This window comes from Rhodococcus sp. NPDC058505 (assembly GCF_042720095.1).
In the GTDB taxonomy this organism is placed as follows: Bacteria; Actinomycetota; Actinomycetes; order Mycobacteriales; family Mycobacteriaceae; genus Rhodococcus_G.
Window position 1 is genome coordinate 73,562 of the sequence record NZ_JBHXNB010000016.1, and the last position, 17,652, is coordinate 91,213.

Here is a 17,652-nt window from a genome sequence, read left to right on the forward strand (position 1 = left end):
ACTCGCGCAGGCGCTGCGCGCCCGTGAGTCCTTTCGGCCCGAGCAGGGGCCAGAAGGACTCACGGGCGGCGGAGCCGCCTACGCCCCGAGCAGGCGCTGCGCGAGGTAGCCCTCGACCTTGTCGAGCGAGACCCGCTCCTGCGCCATCGTGTCGCGCTCGCGGACCGTGACGGCGTGGTCGTCGAGGGTGTCGAAGTCGACGGTGATGCAGAACGGGGTGCCGATCTCGTCCTGGCGACGGTAGCGGCGTCCGATCGCGCCCGCGTCGTCGAACTCGACGTTCCAGTGCTTACGCAGCGTGGCCGCGAGGGCCTTCGCCCTCGGCGACAGCGCCTCGTTGCGGGACAGCGGCAGCACGGCGGCCTTCACCGGCGCGAGACGACGGTCGAGGCGCAGCACGGTGCGCTTGTCGACGCCGCCCTTCGCGTTCGGGGCCTCGTCCTCGGTGTACGCGTCGACGAGGAACGCCATCAGCGAGCGGGTCAGGCCCGCGGCGGGCTCGATGACGTACGGCGTGTAGCGCTCACCGCTGGCCTGGTCGAAGTACTTGAGGTCCTGCCCGGAGGACTCCTCGTGGACCCGCAGGTCGTAGTCGGTGCGGTTCGCGACGCCCTCAAGCTCGCCCCACTCGCTGCCCTGGAACTCGAAGCGGTACTCGATGTCGACGGTGCGCTTCGAGTAGTGCGAGAGCTTGTCCTCGGGGTGCTCGAACAGGCGCAGGTTGTCCGGGTTGATCCCGAGGTCGGTGTACCAGGCGAGGCGGGTGTCGATCCAGTACTGGTGCCACTCCTCGTCCTCGCCGGGCTTGACGAAGAACTCCATCTCCATCTGCTCGAACTCGCGGGTGCGGAAGATGAAGTTGCCGGGGGTGATCTCGTTGCGGAAGCTCTTGCCGATCTGGCCGATGCCGAACGGCGGCTTCTTGCGGGAGGTGGTGAGCACGTTCGCGAAATTGACGAAGATGCCCTGCGCGGTCTCCGGGCGGAGGTAGTGCAGACCTTCCTCGGACTCGACCGGGCCGAGGTAGGTCTTGAGCATCATGTTGAAGTCGCGGGGCTCGGTCCACTGGCCGACGGTGCCGCAGTCGGGGCAGCCGAGGACGTCCATCGCGACATCGTCGGGGTTGTCGATCCCCTTCTTCTCCGCGTACGCCTCCTGCAGGTGGTCCTGGCGGTGCCGCTTATGGCAGTTGAGGCATTCGACGAGCGGGTCGTTGAACACGCCGACGTGCCCGGACGCGACCCACACCTGGCGGGGCAGGATGACCGAGGAGTCGAGGCCGACGACGTCGTCGCGGCCGGTGACCATCGAGCGCCACCACTGCTTCTTGATGTTCTCCTTGAGCTCGACGCCGAGCGGCCCGTAGTCCCAGGCGGACCGGGTGCCGCCGTAGATCTCACCACAGGGGAAGACGAGTCCTCGACGCTTGGCGAGGTTGGCGACGGTTTCGACCTTGGACTTGGGTGCCACTGGGGAAGCTCTCCATCTGGGTAATAGATGCCGTGTGGGTGGGACGTGCGTGACCAGCCTATCGGGACCGGGCACCGCACCCAATTCCTCGATTGACATGCACACTCATGCATATCAAAATGGATACTGTTTGCAATAAGGCCCTGGGCGGCATCGGACCCGGCGAAGGAGAATCCCGGCGTGAGCATCACCGACGGCCAGGACGTGCGCACCCACGCCGCGGCCCCCGCTCCCCCGGCGCATCTGCCGGGCGGCGACATCCTGCACGACGCGGGCGAGCTGCTGCGCGCCCTCGCCGCGCCGGTGCGGATCGCGATCGTCCTGCAGCTCCGCGAGACGCCGCGGTGCGTGCACGAACTCGTCGACGCGCTGCAGGTCACCCAGCCGCTGATCAGCCAGCATCTGCGGGTGCTCAAGTCGGCGGGCGTGGTGCGCGGCGACCGGTCCGGACGCGAGGTCGTCTACCGTCTCGTCGACGACCACCTGGCCCACATCGTGATCGACGCCGTCGCGCACGCCGAGGAAGGACACTCGTGACCGACAAGCCCCGCACGCCCGTCGCCGTCGGCGTTCGCGCAACCAAGCAGCGCAGCGCGATCTCGGCACTGCTCGACGAGATCGACGAGTTCCGGTCGGCGCAGGACCTGCACGAGGAGCTGCGCCGGCGCGGCGAGGGCATCGGGCTGACGACGGTGTACCGCACGCTGCAGACCCTCGCCGAGGCGGGCACGGTCGACATGTTGCGGACCGACACCGGCGAGTCCGTGTACCGGCGCTGCTCCTCCGGCCACCACCATCACCTGGTCTGCCGGTCGTGCGGGTTCACGGTCGAGGTCGACGGCCCGGAGGTCGAGCGGTGGTCGCAGACGATCGCGGAGGCGAACGGATTCAGCGACGTGAGCCACACGGTGGAAATCTTCGGCACCTGCCGCGGGTGCGACACCCGCACCCGAGCGTCAACCCAGGGTTGACGATTGGTCATGCGTCAACCTACAGTTGACGCATGACCGAACCGACGCAGTTCTCCCCGACGATCCGCCTCGACGACCTGATCGAGGCGATCAAGAAGGTCCACACCGATCCCCTCGAACAACTCGCCGACGCGATGCTCGCCGCCGACCACCTCGGCGACGTCGCCGACCACCTGATCGGCCACTTCGTCGATCAGGCCCGCCGCACCGGCGCGTCCTGGACGGACATCGGCGCCAGCATGGGCGTCAGCAAGCAGGCCGCGCAGAAGCGGTTCACCCCGAAGGACCCGGGCACCGCGGCGAGCCTCGACCCGAACCAGGGCTTCAACCAGTTCACCCCGCGGGCCCGCAACATCGTCGCGGCCGCCCACAACGAGGCGAAGGCCGCCGGCGCCACCGCGATCACCCCCGCGCACCTGACCCTCGGCCTGCTCGTCGAGCCGGAGTCGCTTGCGCTGCTGCTGCTCGGGAAGCAGGGCGTGGACGCCGACGCGATCCGCGCCGCCGTCACCGCGGCGCTGCCCGCCCCGGCCGCCGAGGTGCCCGAGCTGATCCCCTACGACGCCGCCGCCCGCAAGGCCCTCGAACTCACGTTCCGGCAAGCACTTCGACTCGGCCACAACTACATCGGCACCGAGCACGTCCTGCTGGCCCTGCTCGAGGTCGAGGACGGCGCGGGACCGCTGAGCGGGCTCGGCGTCGACCGGGCGCGGGTCGAGGCCGACCTCACCGCCGCCCTCGCCGCGCTGACCCCGAAGCAGTAGGCGCCGCGGCTCAAAACAGCCTGCGGATCATCGCCTGCGCGCGGTCGGTGTACGGCGGGTAGGCGAACCGGAAGTCCGGCCGGAAGGGTTTGACCAGCACCGCCTTCCGGTTGCTGAACGTCACGAATCCATCCCTGCCGCGGTAGCGGCCCATCCCGCTCGGGCCGACCCCACCGAACGGGAGCTGCGGCACCGAGGCGTGGTAGATGAGGTGATTGACCACGATCGCCCCGGCGGTCACCTCATCGAGCACCCGCCGCCGCACCTCCTTCGACCGTGTGAAGACGTAGGCCGCCAACGGTTTCGGCCGCTCGGCGACGAAGTCGATGGCCTCGTCGACGGAGTCGACCGCCAGCACCGGCAGGACCGGGCCGAAGATCTCGTCCGTCATCAGCGGATCGTCGGCGGGCGGGTCGACCAGGACGGTGGGTTCGACGGTGAGCGTGGACCGGTCCACACCGCCGCCCGCCACCACCGTCGCGCGGGTCGCCGCGAGCTGCCCGGCGAGCCGGTCGAAGTGGCGCTCGTTCACGATCCGCATGCCCGGCGTCGGGGCAGCGGACCGGAACCGCGCCATCGTGGTCACCAGCCGCTCAAGCAGCGGCTCCCGCACCGCCCGCTCCACCAGCAGGTAGTCGGGGGCAATGCAGACCTGCCCCGCGTTCAGCAGCTTCGCCCAGACGATCCGGCGTGCCGTGACGTCCAGCTCGGCATCGGCCGCGACGATCGCGGGCGACTTTCCGCCCATCTCCAGCGTCACCGGTGTCAGCTGCGGGGCGGCGGCGGCCATCACCTTCCTGCCGACCTCGGTGCCGCCGGTGTACAGGCAGTGGTCGACGCCCTCCGCCAGCACCCGCTGGGTCGCGGAACCGTCCCCCTCCACCACCACAACCGCATCCGGGTCGACGTACTCGGGCAGGCGTCGTGCCAGCAGCCGGGAGGTGGCGGGGGCAAGCTCGGACGGCTTGAGCACCACGCAGTTTCCGGCGGCGACCGCATCGATCAGCGGCCACAACGCCAGGGTCATCGGCGCGTTCCAGGCGCCGATGACCAGCACCACCCCCACCGGCTCGTACTGCACCCATCCGAGCGCGGGCATCAGGGCCGACGGCATCGGACGCATGCTCCGCCGCATCCAGCGCCGGAGCCGGGCCCGCACGTAGGCGGCCTCGATCCGGACCGGGGACATGTCGAGGAGCCACGCCTCGAACGCCGACCGCCCGAGATCCGCGGCGAGCGCGTCCGCGATCTCGTCCTCCCGTTCGACGACGAACCGCTCAATCCCCCTCAGCTGCGCCATCCGCCACTCCGCGGGCCTGGTTCGGCCGGACGCGAACGTTGCCCGCAGGCCACCGACCACCTCTGCCACGTCCCGGCGCATCGGCACGGGTTGAATGTCCTGGTCGAGTCCCATCACTGCCACCTCGGCTCGTCCGTGGGATCAGACCCCACGATACGACCGCGGCAGCGCCGGCAGAAGGACCGTTCGCTAGGGAATCAATCCCTGCCTGCTGTCCTCGACGCCGGACAGCACCAGCAGCAGCATCGTGGTCAGCGCCTCATCGGTGAGCCCGGCCGCCGGGAACGTGTAGCGCAGGATGACGTCCGCGAACCGGCCGCGCGTGATCACCGAGACCAGCCCGAACTGCAGTGCCGCGTTCTTCCCCGCGACCTTGCGGTGCAGGGTGGTGCTCGTCGGCCGATCCCAGGCGAGCACCGCCGTCAACGCCAGCACATCCAGACCCGGCGCCAAGGTCACCGCCCGCAGCGAGCACAGCGCGCCGCCGTACTCGAATCCCAGTGAACCGTCCGCGGTTTCGGTGACGGCGACGAAGTGCGCGAGGGTATCCCGGGCCCGACCCTGCAGGGCATCGGCTGCGTCGGCGGTCACTGCTCCGTCACCCCGCCGAATCTCCGGTCCCTGGACGCGTATTCGACGCACGCCGCCCACAGGTCGCGGCGGTCGAAGTCGGGGAACAGCTTCTCCTGGAACACCATCTCCGCGTAGGCGGACTGCCAGATCAGGAAGTTCGAGGTGCGCAGTTCGCCGGAGGGGCGCAGAAACAGGTCAACGTCGGGCATGTCCGGCTCGTCGAGGTAGCGCGCGACCGTCGCCTCGGTGATCTTCTCCGGGTTGATCTCACCGGACGCGACGCGGCGCGCGATTTCCCGTGCCGCGTCGGCGATCTCAGCGCGTCCACCGTAGTTAACGCACATCGTCAGGGTCATGACGTCGTTGTCCTTCGTCAGCTCCTCGGCGATCTCGAGTTCCTTGATCACCGACGCCCACAGCCGCGGCCTGCGGCCCGCCCAGCGGACCCGCACCCCCATCTCGTGCATCTCGTCGCGCCGCCGCCGGATCACGTCCCGGTTGAAGCCCATCAGGAACTTGACCTCGTCGGGGCTGCGCTTCCAGTTCTCGGTGGAGAACGCGTACGCCGAGAGCCACTTCACGCCGATCTCGATGCAGCCCTCGACCGTGTCCATCAGGACGGCCTCGCCGCGTTCGTGTCCTGCGGTGCGCGGCAGGCCACGGTCCTGCGCCCAGCGGCCGTTGCCGTCCATCACCAGCGCGACGTGCCGGGGAACCAGTTCCGGCTGGATGATCGGGGCCCGAGCACCGGACGAGTGCGGGCGTGGCGGCCGGATCTCCCGGTCAGGCGAGGCTTGCGGTGCGCGTCGTCGGATCACGTCCCTCATCCTGCCCGACGACCCCCGGCCGGTCGGGGTCCGGGGCGGCGGCGTGCGGCCGGGACCGCTCGATCAGCGGCAGCGTCCGCAGTTGCCGTTCCAGATGCCACTGCAGGTGCGCGGCGACCAGCCCGGACGCCTGCGCCCGGATCGCGTCGGGCGCGGTCTCGGTGTGCACCCATTCGCCGCGGTCGAGGGCGACCATCAGGTCGAGGACCCCGGGCGAGGGGGTTGCCGCGCCGGGTGGGCGGCAGTGCACGCACACCGCGCCACCTGCGGCGACGTGGAAGGCGCGGTGTGGGCCGGGGGCGGCGCACCGGGCGCACTCGTCGAGGGCGGGGGCCCAGCCGGCGAATCCCATCGCGCGCAGCAGGAACGCGTCGAGGACCAGTTCCGGCGGCCGGATCTGGTCGCTGACCGCCCGCAGCGCACCGACGGTCAGCCGGTGCAGCCGCGGCGCGGGCGCACGCTCCTCCCCGGACAGCCGTTCGGCCGTCTCCAGGATCGCGCATGCGGTGGTGTAGCGGCCGTAGTCGTCGACGATGTCGGTGGCGAACGCGTCGAGGGTCTGCACCTGGGTGACCACGTCGAGGGAGCGGCCGGGATACAGCTGGACGTCGACGTGCGCGAACGGTTCGAGGCGGGCCCCGAACTTCGACTTCGTGCGCCGCACTCCCTTGGCCACCGCCCGCACCAGGCCGTGTTGCCGGGTGAGCAGGGTGACGATGCGGTCCGCCTCGCCCAGCTTGTGCTGGCGCAGCACCACCGCATGATCCCGGTACAACCTCACCGGGTGATTCTCCCACGCGCCGCGGACATCGCCGGACAGGCGGCCGCGCCGCTGCTACCGTTCGTTCGAACGAACAGGGGGCGGGAGATGAGCGTGGACGCCGGTCACGGGCAGGTGCGGATCGAGACGACGAGGACCGACCACGGATGGCCGTCGCTGACGGAGTGCGCCCGGTCCATCGCCGACGGGGAGGCCACCTCGGTGGCGATGGTCACCCGCAGCCTGGACGCGATCGCGGCGAGTCAACCCACGCTGAACGCGTTCGCGGTGGTCCGCCGCGCCGCCGCGCTCGCCGAGGCCGCCGACGCGGACCGTCGCCGCGCCGCGGGCGAGCGGCTGCCGCTGCTCGGGGTGCCGATCGCCGTCAAGGACGACGTCGACGTCGCCGGGGAACCGACCGCATTCGGCGCACCGGGCCGCTTCCCCGCCAAGGCCGCGGACTCGGAGGCGGTGCGTCGCCTCCGCGCGGCGGGCGCGGTGATCGTCGGCAAGACCACCAGCCCGGAGTTCGGGCAGTGGCCGCTGACCGGTGGCCACTTCGGGCACACCCGCAACCCGTGGTCGCGCGAGCGCACCCCGGGTGGCTCGTCGGGCGGCAGCGCCGCCGCGGTCGCGGCCGGGCTGGTGCCCGCCGCGCTCGGGTCGGACGGCGCCGGCTCGATCCGCATCCCCGCCGCCTGGACCAATCTGGTCGGCATCAAGCCGCAGCGCGGACGGATCTCCACCTGGCCGGACCCGGAGGCGTTCCATGGCATCACGGTGATCGGTCCGCTCGCCCGCACGGTCGCCGACGCGGCGCTGCTGCTCGACCTCGTCGCGGGGCCGCACGACGGCGATCGGCACACCCCGCGACCGGTCCCCCTCCGCGATGCGGTCGACCGGGCCCCGGGTCCGCTGCGGATCGCGTTGTCGCTGCGCCGCCCGTTCACCGCGACCCCGACGGCGCTGCACCCGGAGATCCGGGACGGCGTCGGCGCGATCGCGCACACCCTGCGCGGGCTCGGCCACGAGGTCACACTCGCCGACCCGGCCTACGGAATCCTGCTCGGCGCCAACTTCCTGCCCCGGTCGATGGCCGGCCTGGAGGACTGGCGGCGGCGGGTGCCGGACCCGTCGCTGCTCGATCCGCGCACCCTGTCGAATGCCCGCACCGGGCGCCTCCTCGGTGGGGCGGCGCGGCGCCCCGCCCCCGCCACCGCACCGAACATCCGACCCCGGCACGGGGGAAAATTCACCCAAATAGACGTCATACAAGCCCCCACCCCCCCGACCCCACCCCCGCCGGTGGGCGCGATCGACACCGCCGGACACGTCGCGACGGACCGGATCATCACCGCCGCCTGCCCGTACGCGTGGCCGTGGAACGTGCTCGGCTGGCCGTCGGTGAATGTCCCCGCCGGGTTCACCGACGCCGGCCTGCCCCGCGGAGCCCAGTTGATGGGTCCGGAGTCCAGTGAACCCCTGCTGGTGTCGCTGGCCGCGCAGCTCGAACACGAACTGCACTGGGACCGGGCGGTTCCCGCACGGTGGTGGTGACGTGACCGCGGGCACGGCCCGGGAACGGATCCTGCGGGCGGTGCTGCAGGTGATCGGTACGGACGGTGTGGCCGCGGTGACCAACCGGCGGGTCGCCGCCGACGCCGGTGTCTCGCTCGGGTCGATCACCTACCACTTCCCCACCCGCACCGACATGCTGCGGGACGCGCTGCTCGGGTTCGTCACCGCGGAGACCACCCGGCTCACCGACCTCGCCGAGAGCTACCGGGACCGCGGCCTGTCCGTCGCGGACGCGGCGGCGTTGACCGAACGGGTGGTCGGCGACCTCGGGTGGTCCGCCGAACGCCTCGCCCCGTTCGAGCTGTACATCCAGGCGGGCCGCGACCCGGCGCTGCGGCAGGCCGCCGACGACTGCTTCGCCGCCTACGACCACCTCACGGTGACCATCCTGGACGCGCTGGGTGTGCCGGACGCATCCACCGTCGCACCGACGCTGGTCGCGACGGTCGCCGGCCTGCAATTGCGCCGCGTCGCCACCGGTGTGCCGCAGGACATCTCGGCGGCGATCCTGCGGCTGCTCGTCCCCGCCCCCTGACGGCGGCGGGCCCGTCACCCCGGCGAAATGCGCGCGCCGACGGTGTGGATCACCTGCACCGCCGGGTCGAACGGGACAATGGAATCGACGGTCGCCTGCAGCTCGTCGATCGGTGGCAGCTCGGCGGGACCCAGGACCGACACGATCGCGGTATCCCCCTGCCAGCTGACGTCGGTCACCCGGGCGCCGGGCACGTCCTGCAGCCACCGCTCGCCTGCTTCCCCAATCTGCTGAGCCCACAACGTGGACAGCGTATTCACGACCATCGGCACGGCAACGACGAACACCCCGATCGCGAGTGCGAGGTAGGTGCCACCGCGCCGTCTCGCGGCGGCACCGTCCTCGGCGCCGTAACCGGCGAAAACGAGGACTGCGGTCGCGGTGACAATCAGGGCCAGCACGTTCGACAGGAAGAGAACAAGGGCTCCCAGTGCCAGGGACGGGGCCCCGGACCCGAGACACACCCCCACCACGCCGAGCGGCGGGACGAGGGAGATCGCGATGGCCACCCCGGGCAGGACGTCACCAACGTCGCGGCGGGTCACCGCGATCGCACCGACCAGGCCGGTCGCCAGCGCCGCGACCAGATCGGCCAGCTTCGGCGAGGTCCGGCCGGTGACCTGTGAATTCGCAAGAACGTCGGTGGGATTGGGAAGCAGCTGCGCGAATACCGCACCCACCGCGACGACCAGCACCACCCCGAGCGCGACCACGATCAAGCTATGCCGGATCAGCGATCCCCGACCGGTGGCGATACCCAATCCGACGCCAAGGATCGGCGTCGATAACGGCGCGACGATCATCGCACCGATCACCGTTGCGGTGGAGTCACCCACGACACCGGCGACCGCGATCAGCCCGGCCAACGTCAGCATCGTCCAGAACGCCGACGCCTTGGCCCGGCGATCGCCCTGGGTCAGGTCGAGCCGCTCGTCCAGTTCGGACCGCGTCCGACGCTGACTGTCGGGTACGAGATTCATCGATCCACCCTCACTCCCGCACCCGACCAGCCACACTCCCCTTCCGTCAGTCCGTGACTGATCGCGAAGTCCGGTTCGCCCGGATCCAGCACCGCCGCAAGACGTTCCAGCACCGATGCGTCACCACTCAATTCGATGCCTGCGTCGGCCAGCCCCTGCGCGGACAGGCCGCCAAGCGCGAGCGCGGGGAGGCTCCGCCTGGTCGCGGTCACGGTCGCGTCCGCCTCACCCTTCTGGGGACGGCCACTGTAGGTGAGCACCCCGTTCGCGATCCGCAGCCGGTACCGCTCATCGTCGTCGCTGAGGACGACGTCGAGGGTGAACCTCTCGTCCCACGCCTTCGGACCGTCCACCTGAATCGCGATGGCATCAAAGAGCATCTGCGGGGTGAGCGCGGAGATGACATCCGCCGACGCGGCCACGGCCGGGGTGCCGAACTGACCCTCGGATGCCCGCTTCGATGTGGTGTCCATGGCACGAGCATCGCCCGCCGCGGCGGGTGACCGCCTCACCCGGTGCGGGTGAAGCGGCCGCGGCTACCACACGGTCAGAACCCCAACCGGCCCAACTGCTTCGGGTCCCGCTGCCAGTCCTTCGCGACCTTGACGTGCAGTTCGAGGTAGATCTTGGTGCCGAGCAGCTTCTCGATCTGCTTGCGCGCCTTGGTGCCGACCTCGCGCAGCCGGGCACCGCCCTTGCCGATGACGATGCCCTTCTGGCTGGGCCGCTCCACGTACAGCAGCGCGTGCACGTCGAGCAGCTCGCCCTGCTTCTCGGTGCGGCCCTCCCGCTCGAGGATCTCCTCGATGACGACGGCCAGCGAGTGCGGCAGCTCGTCGCCGAGGCCCTCGAGCGCCGCCTCCCGGATCAGCTCGGCCATCAGGGTTTCCTCGGGCTCGTCGGTGAGCTCGCCGTCCGGGTAGAACGCAGGCCCCTCCTCCATGTGCGAGGCGAGGACGTCGACGAGCACCTCGACCTGCTCGCCCGACGACGCGGACACCGGCACCACGTCGGCGTCCGCGCCGAGCAGCTTCGAGACGGCGAGCAGCTGGGCCGCGAGCTGGTCCTTGCTCACCTTGTCGATCTTGGTGACGATGCCGAGCAGCTTCGTCCGCGGCGCGACCTGCCGCACCTGCTCGAGGATCCACCGGTCACCGGGGCCGATCTTCTCGTCCGCGGGAATGCACAGCCCGATCGCGTCGACCTCCGAGTAGGTGTCCCGGACGAGGTCGTTGAGCCGCTGCCCGAGCAGGGTGCGCGGCCGGTGCAGGCCGGGGGTGTCGACAAGGATCAGCTGGGTGTGCTCGCGGTGCACGATGCCGCGGATGGTGTGCCGCGTCGTCTGCGGCCGCGACGAGGTGATCGCGATCTTGCTGCCGACCAGCGCGTTGGTCAGCGTCGACTTGCCGGTGTTCGGTCGTCCGACGAAACAGACGAAGCCGGAACGGAATTCGGTGGTGGTCATGACTGCTCCTGGGTGTCGGTGTCGTCGTCGGGTTCGGGTGCGCGCCGGACCAGGACGGTGCTGATCCGGACCCGGCCGCGGACGTCGCTGCCGCCCTCCGCGCGCAGCACCAGCCGGGTCGCGGTGTCCGAGGCGTCACCGGTGGCGACCACGACCTCGGAGCCGGGCAGCGGCACCCGGCCCAGCTCATAGCCGACGAGGCCGCCGACGGTGTCGACCTCGTCGCTCTCGATCTCCACGTCGAACAGGTCCCCGAGGTCCTCGAGCGGGAGCCGCGCGGACACCCGGTAGCGGCCGTCCGCCAGGTCCTCGACGGGCGGAATCTCGTCGGTGTCGTACTCGTCGGCGATCTCCCCGACGATCTCCTCGATGATGTCCTCAATGGTGACCAGCCCGGCGATGCCGCCGTACTCGTCGACGAGCAGCGCCATGTGGTTGCGGCCCTGCTGCATCTCGGCGAGCAGCCCGTCGAGCGGTTTCGAGTCGGGCACGAACACCGCCGGACGCATCACCTCGGCGACGGTGACGCCGCGGCCGCCGTCGACATCGTGGTACGTCTTCTCCACCAGGTCCTTCAGGTACACCACGCCGAGCACGTCGTCGACGTTCTCCCCGATCACCGGGATCCGCGAGTGCCCGCTGCGCACCGCGAGGGAGGTGGCCTGGCCCGCCGACTTGTCGGCCTCGATCCACACCATCTCCGGGCGCGGCACCATCACCTCCCGGGCGGGGGTGTCGCCGAGTTCGAAGACCGACTGGATCATCCGACGCTCCTCGTCGGCGACGACGCCCCGCTCCTGCGCCAGGTCGACCAGCTCCCGCAGTTCGATCTCCGACGCGAATGGGCCGTTGCGGAACCCCTTGCCCGGCGTCAGCGCGTTGCCGATCAGGATCAGCAGCCTGCTGACCGGGCCGAGCAGCACACCGAGGCCCTGCAACGGCAGCGCGGCGGCAAGCGCGATCGAGTAGGCGTGCTGCCTGCCGACGGTGCGCGGCCCGACCCCGATCGCGACGTAGTTGACCAGCACCATCACCACGGCGGCCACCGCCAACGCCCAGCCGCGCGAGAGCAGCTCCAGCAGCCCGGCGACCAGCAGCACCGTCGCGCAGATTTCGGCGGCGATCCGCAACAGCACGGACAGGTTCACGTATCGGGGCCGGTCCGCGACCACCGCGAGCAGCCGCTGCGCGCCGGGACGATCGTCCTTCGCCATCTCCTCGACGCGGGCGGGCGAGACGGTGTTCAGCGCCGAATCAAGGGCGGCGAACACCCCACCGAGCAGGACAAGGAGGACAGCGAACAGGATCAGCAGGACGGCGCCGGTCACCGGCGCTCACTCGGGGTCACTGCTCGGGCCCGACGAACCCGGTCTTGCCGAGCAGGCGGCTGTCCCGGTCGGCGAGTTCCGCCTCCCGCTGCCGCCGGGCCACGTCCTCGTACCACTCGGCGAGCAGGCTGTTCTGCAGCGCGAACATCTCCTTCTCCTCCTCCGGCTCGGCGTGGTCGTAGCCGAGCAGGTGCAGGACCCCGTGCACGGTGAGCAGCGCCAGCTCGTGCGCGGTCGAGTGGCCCGCCTTCGCGGCCTGGTCGGCGGCGAACGCCGGACACAGCACGATGTCGCCGAGCATCGCCGGACCCGGCTCCGGCGCGTCCGGCCGTCCGCCGGGCTCGAGCTCGTCCATCGGGAACGACATCACATCGGTCGGACCGGGCAGGTCCATCCAGCGCATGTGCAGGTCCGCCATCGTGTCCAGGTCGACGAGCACCATCGACAGCTCCGCCGCCGGATGCACGTCCATGCGGGAGATCGCGAACCGGGCGACGTCGACCAGTTCCGCCTCGGACACGTCCATTCCGGACTCGTTGGATACCTCGATGCTCATCTGTGTTGCTCTCCTCGTGCCGCGGTGGCGGCTGTGCGGGGACTCAATTCCGGTTCCGGGGGTTCGGTTCGGGTGTCGGTGCGGGTCACCGCGACGCGGCTCGCCGCGCTGCCCGGTTGCCGGGCCTGCCGTTGTCGTCGGAGCGTTCCGCGTCGTACCGTTCGTATGCGTCGACGATGTCGGAGACGAGCCGGTGCCGGACGACGTCGGCGCTGGTCAGTTCCGCGAAGTGGATGTCGTCGATGTCGGTGAGGATGTCGGCGGCCGCCCGCAGCCCGGACCGCTGCCCGCCGGGCAGGTCGACCTGGGTGACGTCGCCGGTGACCACGATCTTCGAGCCGAACCCGAGCCGGGTGAGGAACATCTTCATCTGCTCGGCGGTGGTGTTCTGCGCCTCGTCGAGAATGATGAATGCATCATTCAACGTTCGGCCCCGCATGTACGCCAGCGGCGCCACCTCGATGACCCCGGCCTGCATCAGCTTCGGGATGGCCTCGGGGTCCATCATGTCGTGCAGCGCGTCGTGCAGCGGCCGCAGGTACGGGTCGATCTTCTCGTGCAGGGTGCCGGGCAGGAACCCGAGCCGCTCCCCCGCCTCGACGGCGGGCCGGGTCAGGATGATCCGGCTGACGTTCTTGGACTGCAACGCCTGCACAGCCTTCGCCATCGCCAGGTAGGTCTTGCCGGTGCCCGCGGGCCCGATGCCGAACACGATGGTGTTGGCGTCGATCGCGTCGACGTACCGCTTCTGGTTGACGGTCTTGGGCCGGATGGTCTTGCCGCGCCGGGACAGGATGTCGAGGCTGAGCACCTCGGCGGGCGACTCCCCAACGCCGTCGGCCATCATCGCGACGCTGCGCCGGACCGCGTCCGGGTTCAGCGTCCCGCCGCGGCCGACGACGGCGACGAGCTCGGTGATCACCCGTTCGGCGAGCGCGACGTCCGGGACCCGCCCGCTGAGGGTGACGCTGTTGCCGCGGACGTGGATGTCGGCGGCGAGGGCCCGTTCGAGCGCCTTGAGGTTCTCGTCGGTGGATCCGAGCAGGGGCAGCACCGCGTCGGGCGGGATCTCCATGCTCGAGCGGACGGAACGCTGCGCGGGGCGCTGCCGACCGTCGACCGCCCGCGTGGACCCATCAGACCTGGATACGGCGGACGACATGGTCTCACCCATTTCGCTGTCTGCACTCACGTGGTTGCTATGGCCTGCTTCCCTGGTCCGGCGGCGGTGACGTTCGCAGTCTATCGCGCCCGCACGGGTCGCCCCACCGAGTAACCGGCGGTCAGCGCCCGGATGCGGCGCTGCTCTCGCGCAGCCATCGCGTCGCCTCGTCGGCGATCGCCGCCGCCCGCTCCGGCGCGATGCCGAGCAGGACGAGGGACGCGACCGCGAACGACTCGCCGCTGTCGGTGACCGCGCCGCGGTTGGCCTCCTCGAACATCGCGAGCGCGATCGCCTCGGACAGCGCGACGAGGACCGGTGCGGGCAGATAGCGGGAGAAGACCCCGTCGGCCTGGCCGCGCTCGATGATCGCGAGGCTCGGCGCGCGGGCGGGCACGAGCAGATCCCGGATGCGTTCCTCGCCGAGTTCCCTGCGCGCGAAGGTGAGCAACACCCGAAACCGGTCGCCGACCGGCCAGCTCAGCAGGGCAAGCAGCGCGGTCGTGAGGTCCGGCCGGTCGGGCAGGTCGGGCAGCCCGTCCAGCAGCGAGACCAGCGCCGCGGACGCCTCGTCGGCGATGCCCTGGACCAGCGCCTCCCGGTTGGGGAAGTGCCCGTAGACGGTGCGGCGGACCACCCCGGCCGCCCTGGCGACGTCGTCCATGCTGGCGTCGGGGTTGGCGGCGAACTCGGCGATCGCGGCCTCGATGATGCGGGATCTGTTCGCCCTGACCCGGCCGCGCCGCCGCCCGGTGCCCTCGCCGTCCACGCCGTCGTCCACCTCAGCAGTGTTCCACGACCGCGCCGCGTGATCCCCGACACACACATGTTGCACATCGGTGTGCAATGTTCTTGACTTGCACAACAGTGTGCAAATGAGGTCGTGCCTCGTGAACGGAGCCCGAAAATGACGCTTGTCGCCACCCGCCCGGTGACCGACGACCAGACCCCCTACCCGCGGCGGTGGGCGGCGCTCGGCGTGCTGTGCCTGTCGCTGCTGATCGTGGTGATGGCGAACACCGCGCTGATCGTCGCGGCCCCCGACATGACCCGCGACCTCGCCCTGACCAGCTCGCAGCTGCAGTGGGTGATCGACGGCTACACCGTCCCGTACGCGGCGCTGATGCTGCTGTGCGGGGTGATCGGGGACCGCTACGGTCGCCGCGCGGCGCTGCTGACCGGCCTGCTGGTGTTCGCCGGGGGTGCGGTGTTCGGCAGCCTCGCCGACACCACCGGCGCCGTGATCGCCGCCCGCATCGTGATGGGTGTCGGCGCGGCGATCATCATGCCCGCAACGCTGTCACTGCTCGTCGCGACCTTTCCGCGCGCCGAACGATCCCGCGCGATCGCGGCGTGGGCGGCGACCGCGGGCCTTGCCATCGCGCTCGGCCCGCTGCTGGCCGGCTGGATCCTCGAATCCTCCTCGTGGAACGCCACGTTCCTGATCAACGTGCCGATCGCGGTGCTCGCCGCGGTGGCCGCGCTGATCCTGGTTCCGCCGTCGAAGGCCGCGCGGGCGGGCCGGATCGACTGGATCGGCGGGCTGCTGTCGGTGGTCGCGATCGGGGCGTTGGTGTACGCGATCATCAACGGCTTCCACTTCGGGTGGACCGCAGGGCCGGTGGCGGCCGGCGTCGGCGCGGCAGCGGGCCTCGCCGCGTTCGTCGCCTGGGAGCTGCGGCATCGGCATCCGCTGCTCGACGTGCGCAGGCTCGGCGACCGCGCGATCGGCGGCGCCACCCTCGCGGTGCTGCTGCTGTTCCTCGCGGCGTTCGGCGCGATCTACTTCCTCGCCCAGCAGTTCCAGTTCGTGCTCGGCTACGGCCCCCTCGAGACCGGGGTCCGGCTGCTGCCGCTGGCGGCCGCGGTGTCGGTCGGCGCGCTGGCGTCGGGTCGCGCCGCGCCGCGCCTCGGCACCCGGTGGGTGATCGCCGGCGGCATGGCGATCGCCGCGGCGGGCGTGCTGCTGCTGGTCCGGGCCGACGCCGGATCCGGCTACCTCGATTTCGCGGTGCCGCTGGTGCTGCTCGGGCTGGGCATCGGCCTCGCCGAGCCGCCTGCCACCGACGCGATCATGGACCGCTTCCCGGACGATGATCTCGGCGCCGCGGGCGGATTGAACGACACCGCCATCGAACTCGGCGGCTCGCTCGGCATCGCGATCCTCGGCTCGGTCCTCGCCGCGGGCTACAAGGACGCGATCGCCGGGTTCATCGATTCCGCACCGCTGCCGACACTGACCGGGGACCTGGCCGCGCAGGCCGACTACGCGATGGAGGTGTCCCGCGAATCCGTCGGCGGCGCAACACTGGTCGCCGAGGAACTCGCCGCCAACCCGATCGCGGCGTCGTTCGCGCAGCCGCTGCGGGACGCGGCGGGCGTCGCGTTCGCCGACGCCATCGGCGGGGCCAGCCTGGTCGGCGGGCTGACGCTGGCGGTCGGGGCACTGATCGTCGCGGTTATCCTGCCGGGCCGGGCGCGGCGCTGAGGGATTCGCTCCGCCGCCGCCGTCCGCTACCGCGTCAGAGGGTGCGGCAGCCGGACCGGCTCGGCGGGGATCCGTTCCAGCACGCCGCCCGCGAAGACGTCGTACAGCGGGAGCTGCTCGCTGTGCACGTACCCAATGTGGCAGTCGCACACCGCCAGCGGGCAGGGCCGGGGTCGCAGCGCTGCGCGGTAGGACCCGTCGTACAGATTTCCGAGCACCTCGGCGACGAAGTGGCAGCGTCGAACGGTGCCGTCACCGTCGACGGAGACCACCGTCTCCCCGGTCCTGCATGCCCGGCCCCTGGTCCGGTGCGAATGCCTGCTGTACTCGAAGAGCGGGTCGAGCGCGGCCCAGTCGGCCGCGTCCGCATCGGTGTACTCGTGCCCGTCCGCGGCGTTGACCCACAGGTACACCGGGTCCGGGAGCTCCGTGCGCAGTCGGCGGGCGGCGTCCAGGTGCTCCGGCAGTCCGACCACGCCCACACTGAACCGCACCCCGAGCGCGGTCAGTTCGCGTGTCTTGGTGAGGAACCGGTCGTGCGGCGTCTGCCCGGGGTGGTACGTGCACCACAGCGCTAGTGCGGACAGATCGGCGTCCGCGAGCCATCCGGTGCGGCAGCTCAGGTTGGTCTGGATCGCCACCCGACGCACCTGCGGCAGCCGGGACAGCGTCACCAGCGCCTGCCGGTACCAGGACCGGACCAGCCCCTCACCCCAGGGCGTGAACAGGATCGACAGGTCCTCGTCCTGCTCAGATACCCACCCGCAGAATCGGTCCAGCGCGGCGCGGTCGGCGCGCAACTGGGCGGGCGTGTCCCGGCGCTTCGCGAACGGGCAGTACGGGCAGTCGTAGTCACACGACGCGAGCGGCCCACGGTACAAGAGCGTCAGCATCG

The 17,652-nt window shown here is 70.9% G+C and carries 19 protein-coding genes; 6 read left to right on the top strand and 13 right to left on the bottom strand.

The features are described from left to right. Positions 1–78: 78 nt before the first annotated feature. Entirely contained in the window at positions 79–1,470 is a 1,392-nt protein-coding gene (locus tag ACFWPA_RS13845; protein WP_378570526.1) for a glycine--tRNA ligase, read from the bottom strand. A 204-nt stretch (positions 1,471–1,674) separates the two neighbouring features. Between ACFWPA_RS13845 and ACFWPA_RS13850 the strand changes: the two genes are divergently transcribed. The 3 genes from ACFWPA_RS13850 to ACFWPA_RS13860 are packed head-to-tail and all read left to right on the top strand — an operon-like array spanning position 1,675 to position 3,205. Further along, positions 1,675–2,007, top strand: a complete 333-nt coding sequence (locus ACFWPA_RS13850; RefSeq protein WP_378570563.1) for an ArsR/SmtB family transcription factor — start codon at positions 1,675–1,677, stop codon at positions 2,005–2,007. After that, entirely contained in the window at positions 2,004–2,441 is a 438-nt protein-coding gene (locus ACFWPA_RS13855) for a Fur family transcriptional regulator (RefSeq protein ID WP_378508330.1), read from the top strand. The genes ACFWPA_RS13850 and ACFWPA_RS13855 overlap by 4 nt, the downstream gene beginning before the upstream one ends. 32 nt (positions 2,442–2,473) lie before the next feature. Next, positions 2,474–3,205: a Clp protease N-terminal domain-containing protein gene (locus tag ACFWPA_RS13860; protein ID WP_378508329.1), complete on the top strand. Its 732-nt coding sequence runs from the start codon at positions 2,474–2,476 to the stop codon at positions 3,203–3,205. 10 nt (positions 3,206–3,215) lie between these two features. Here the strand turns inward: ACFWPA_RS13860 and ACFWPA_RS13865 are convergent, their stop codons facing one another. From ACFWPA_RS13865 to recO, 4 genes are all read right to left on the bottom strand, one after another. Beyond that, positions 3,216–4,619 carry an aldehyde dehydrogenase family protein gene (locus ACFWPA_RS13865; RefSeq protein ID WP_378570528.1) on the bottom strand — a complete coding sequence of 468 codons (1,404 nt, stop codon included), beginning with the start codon at positions 4,617–4,619 and terminating at the stop codon, positions 3,216–3,218. A 75-nt stretch (positions 4,620–4,694) separates the two neighbouring features. Then, positions 4,695–5,096 (bottom strand): hypothetical protein, encoded by a 402-nt coding sequence (locus ACFWPA_RS13870; RefSeq protein ID WP_378570530.1) that lies wholly within the window; start codon positions 5,094–5,096, stop codon positions 4,695–4,697. Further along, entirely contained in the window at positions 5,093–5,905 is an 813-nt protein-coding gene (locus ACFWPA_RS13875; protein WP_378508326.1) for an isoprenyl transferase, read from the bottom strand. Before ACFWPA_RS13875 ends, ACFWPA_RS13870 begins: the two co-directional genes overlap by 4 nt. After that, positions 5,862–6,686, bottom strand: a complete 825-nt coding sequence (recO, locus tag ACFWPA_RS13880) for a DNA repair protein RecO (protein WP_378570532.1) — start codon at positions 6,684–6,686, stop codon at positions 5,862–5,864. The genes ACFWPA_RS13875 and recO overlap by 44 nt, the downstream gene beginning before the upstream one ends. 87 nt (positions 6,687–6,773) lie before the next feature. Here recO and ACFWPA_RS13885 point away from each other — a divergent pair, with 87 nt between their 5' ends. Next, positions 6,774–8,222: an amidase gene (locus ACFWPA_RS13885; RefSeq protein WP_378570534.1), complete on the top strand. Its 1,449-nt coding sequence runs from the start codon at positions 6,774–6,776 to the stop codon at positions 8,220–8,222. 1 nt (position 8,223) lies between these two features. Then, positions 8,224–8,778: a TetR/AcrR family transcriptional regulator gene (locus ACFWPA_RS13890; protein WP_378570536.1), complete on the top strand. Its 555-nt coding sequence runs from the start codon at positions 8,224–8,226 to the stop codon at positions 8,776–8,778. A 14-nt stretch (positions 8,779–8,792) separates the two neighbouring features. On the opposite strand, the gene ACFWPA_RS13895 is transcribed toward ACFWPA_RS13890, so the two are convergent. The 7 genes from ACFWPA_RS13895 to ACFWPA_RS13925 form a co-directional block, all read right to left on the bottom strand. Beyond that, positions 8,793–9,758 (bottom strand): DUF389 domain-containing protein, encoded by a 966-nt coding sequence (locus ACFWPA_RS13895; protein WP_378508322.1) that lies wholly within the window; start codon positions 9,756–9,758, stop codon positions 8,793–8,795. Next, positions 9,755–10,231 carry an alkyl sulfatase C-terminal domain-containing protein gene (locus ACFWPA_RS13900; protein WP_378570541.1) on the bottom strand — a complete coding sequence of 159 codons (477 nt, stop codon included), beginning with the start codon at positions 10,229–10,231 and terminating at the stop codon, positions 9,755–9,757. The genes ACFWPA_RS13895 and ACFWPA_RS13900 overlap by 4 nt, the downstream gene beginning before the upstream one ends. Positions 10,232–10,305: 74 nt before the next feature. Further along, positions 10,306–11,223, bottom strand: a complete 918-nt coding sequence (gene era, locus ACFWPA_RS13905) for a GTPase Era (protein WP_378508320.1) — start codon at positions 11,221–11,223, stop codon at positions 10,306–10,308. Beyond that, positions 11,220–12,551: a hemolysin family protein gene (locus ACFWPA_RS13910; RefSeq protein WP_378508319.1), complete on the bottom strand. Its 1,332-nt coding sequence runs from the start codon at positions 12,549–12,551 to the stop codon at positions 11,220–11,222. The genes era and ACFWPA_RS13910 overlap by 4 nt, the downstream gene beginning before the upstream one ends. Positions 12,552–12,567: 16 nt before the next feature. Further along, the gene (ybeY, locus tag ACFWPA_RS13915) at positions 12,568–13,107 is read right to left on the bottom strand and encodes an rRNA maturation RNase YbeY (RefSeq protein WP_378508318.1); all 540 of its coding nucleotides are present in this window, start codon (positions 13,105–13,107) and stop codon (positions 12,568–12,570) included. Between the two features lie 85 nt (positions 13,108–13,192). After that, positions 13,193–14,269, bottom strand: a complete 1,077-nt coding sequence (locus ACFWPA_RS13920; protein ID WP_378570543.1) for a PhoH family protein — start codon at positions 14,267–14,269, stop codon at positions 13,193–13,195. 121 nt (positions 14,270–14,390) lie between these two features. Further along, a complete protein-coding gene (locus ACFWPA_RS13925; RefSeq protein ID WP_378570545.1) occupies positions 14,391–15,050 on the bottom strand; it encodes a TetR/AcrR family transcriptional regulator in 660 nt (219 codons plus the stop codon). Between the two features lie 126 nt (positions 15,051–15,176). On the opposite strand from ACFWPA_RS13925, the gene ACFWPA_RS13930 reads away from it, so the two are divergent. Further along, positions 15,177–16,757: an MFS transporter gene (locus ACFWPA_RS13930; protein WP_378570546.1), complete on the top strand. Its 1,581-nt coding sequence runs from the start codon at positions 15,177–15,179 to the stop codon at positions 16,755–16,757. A 26-nt stretch (positions 16,758–16,783) separates the two neighbouring features. Here ACFWPA_RS13930 and ACFWPA_RS13935 read toward each other — a convergent pair whose 3' ends face one another. Further along, positions 16,784–17,650, bottom strand: a complete 867-nt coding sequence (locus tag ACFWPA_RS13935) for an STM4011 family radical SAM protein (protein ID WP_378508314.1) — start codon at positions 17,648–17,650, stop codon at positions 16,784–16,786. Between the last annotated feature and the right edge of the window lie 2 nt (positions 17,651–17,652).

Excerpts from the sequence above, each read along its gene's own strand:
- ACFWPA_RS13885 (WP_378570534.1), top strand. The coding sequence starts at position 6,774 with ATGAGCGTGGACGCCGGTCACGGGCAGGTGCGGATCGAGACGACGAGG.
- ACFWPA_RS13860 (WP_378508329.1), top strand. The coding sequence starts at position 2,474 with ATGACCGAACCGACGCAGTTCTCCCCGACGATCCGCCTCGACGACCTG.
- ACFWPA_RS13935 (WP_378508314.1), bottom strand. The coding sequence starts at position 17,650 with ATGCTGACGCTCTTGTACCGTGGGCCGCTCGCGTCGTGTGACTACGAC.
- ACFWPA_RS13865 (WP_378570528.1), bottom strand. The coding sequence starts at position 4,619 with ATGGGACTCGACCAGGACATTCAACCCGTGCCGATGCGCCGGGACGTG.
- ACFWPA_RS13920 (WP_378570543.1), bottom strand. The coding sequence starts at position 14,269 with ATGTCGTCCGCCGTATCCAGGTCTGATGGGTCCACGCGGGCGGTCGAC.
- ACFWPA_RS13930 (WP_378570546.1), top strand. The coding sequence starts at position 15,177 with ATGACGCTTGTCGCCACCCGCCCGGTGACCGACGACCAGACCCCCTAC.
- ACFWPA_RS13895 (WP_378508322.1), bottom strand. The coding sequence starts at position 9,758 with ATGAATCTCGTACCCGACAGTCAGCGTCGGACGCGGTCCGAACTGGAC.
- era (WP_378508320.1), bottom strand. The coding sequence starts at position 11,223 with ATGACCACCACCGAATTCCGTTCCGGCTTCGTCTGTTTCGTCGGACGA.
- ACFWPA_RS13875 (WP_378508326.1), bottom strand. The coding sequence starts at position 5,905 with ATGAGGGACGTGATCCGACGACGCGCACCGCAAGCCTCGCCTGACCGG.
- ybeY (WP_378508318.1), bottom strand. The coding sequence starts at position 13,107 with ATGAGCATCGAGGTATCCAACGAGTCCGGAATGGACGTGTCCGAGGCG.
- ACFWPA_RS13900 (WP_378570541.1), bottom strand. The coding sequence starts at position 10,231 with ATGGACACCACATCGAAGCGGGCATCCGAGGGTCAGTTCGGCACCCCG.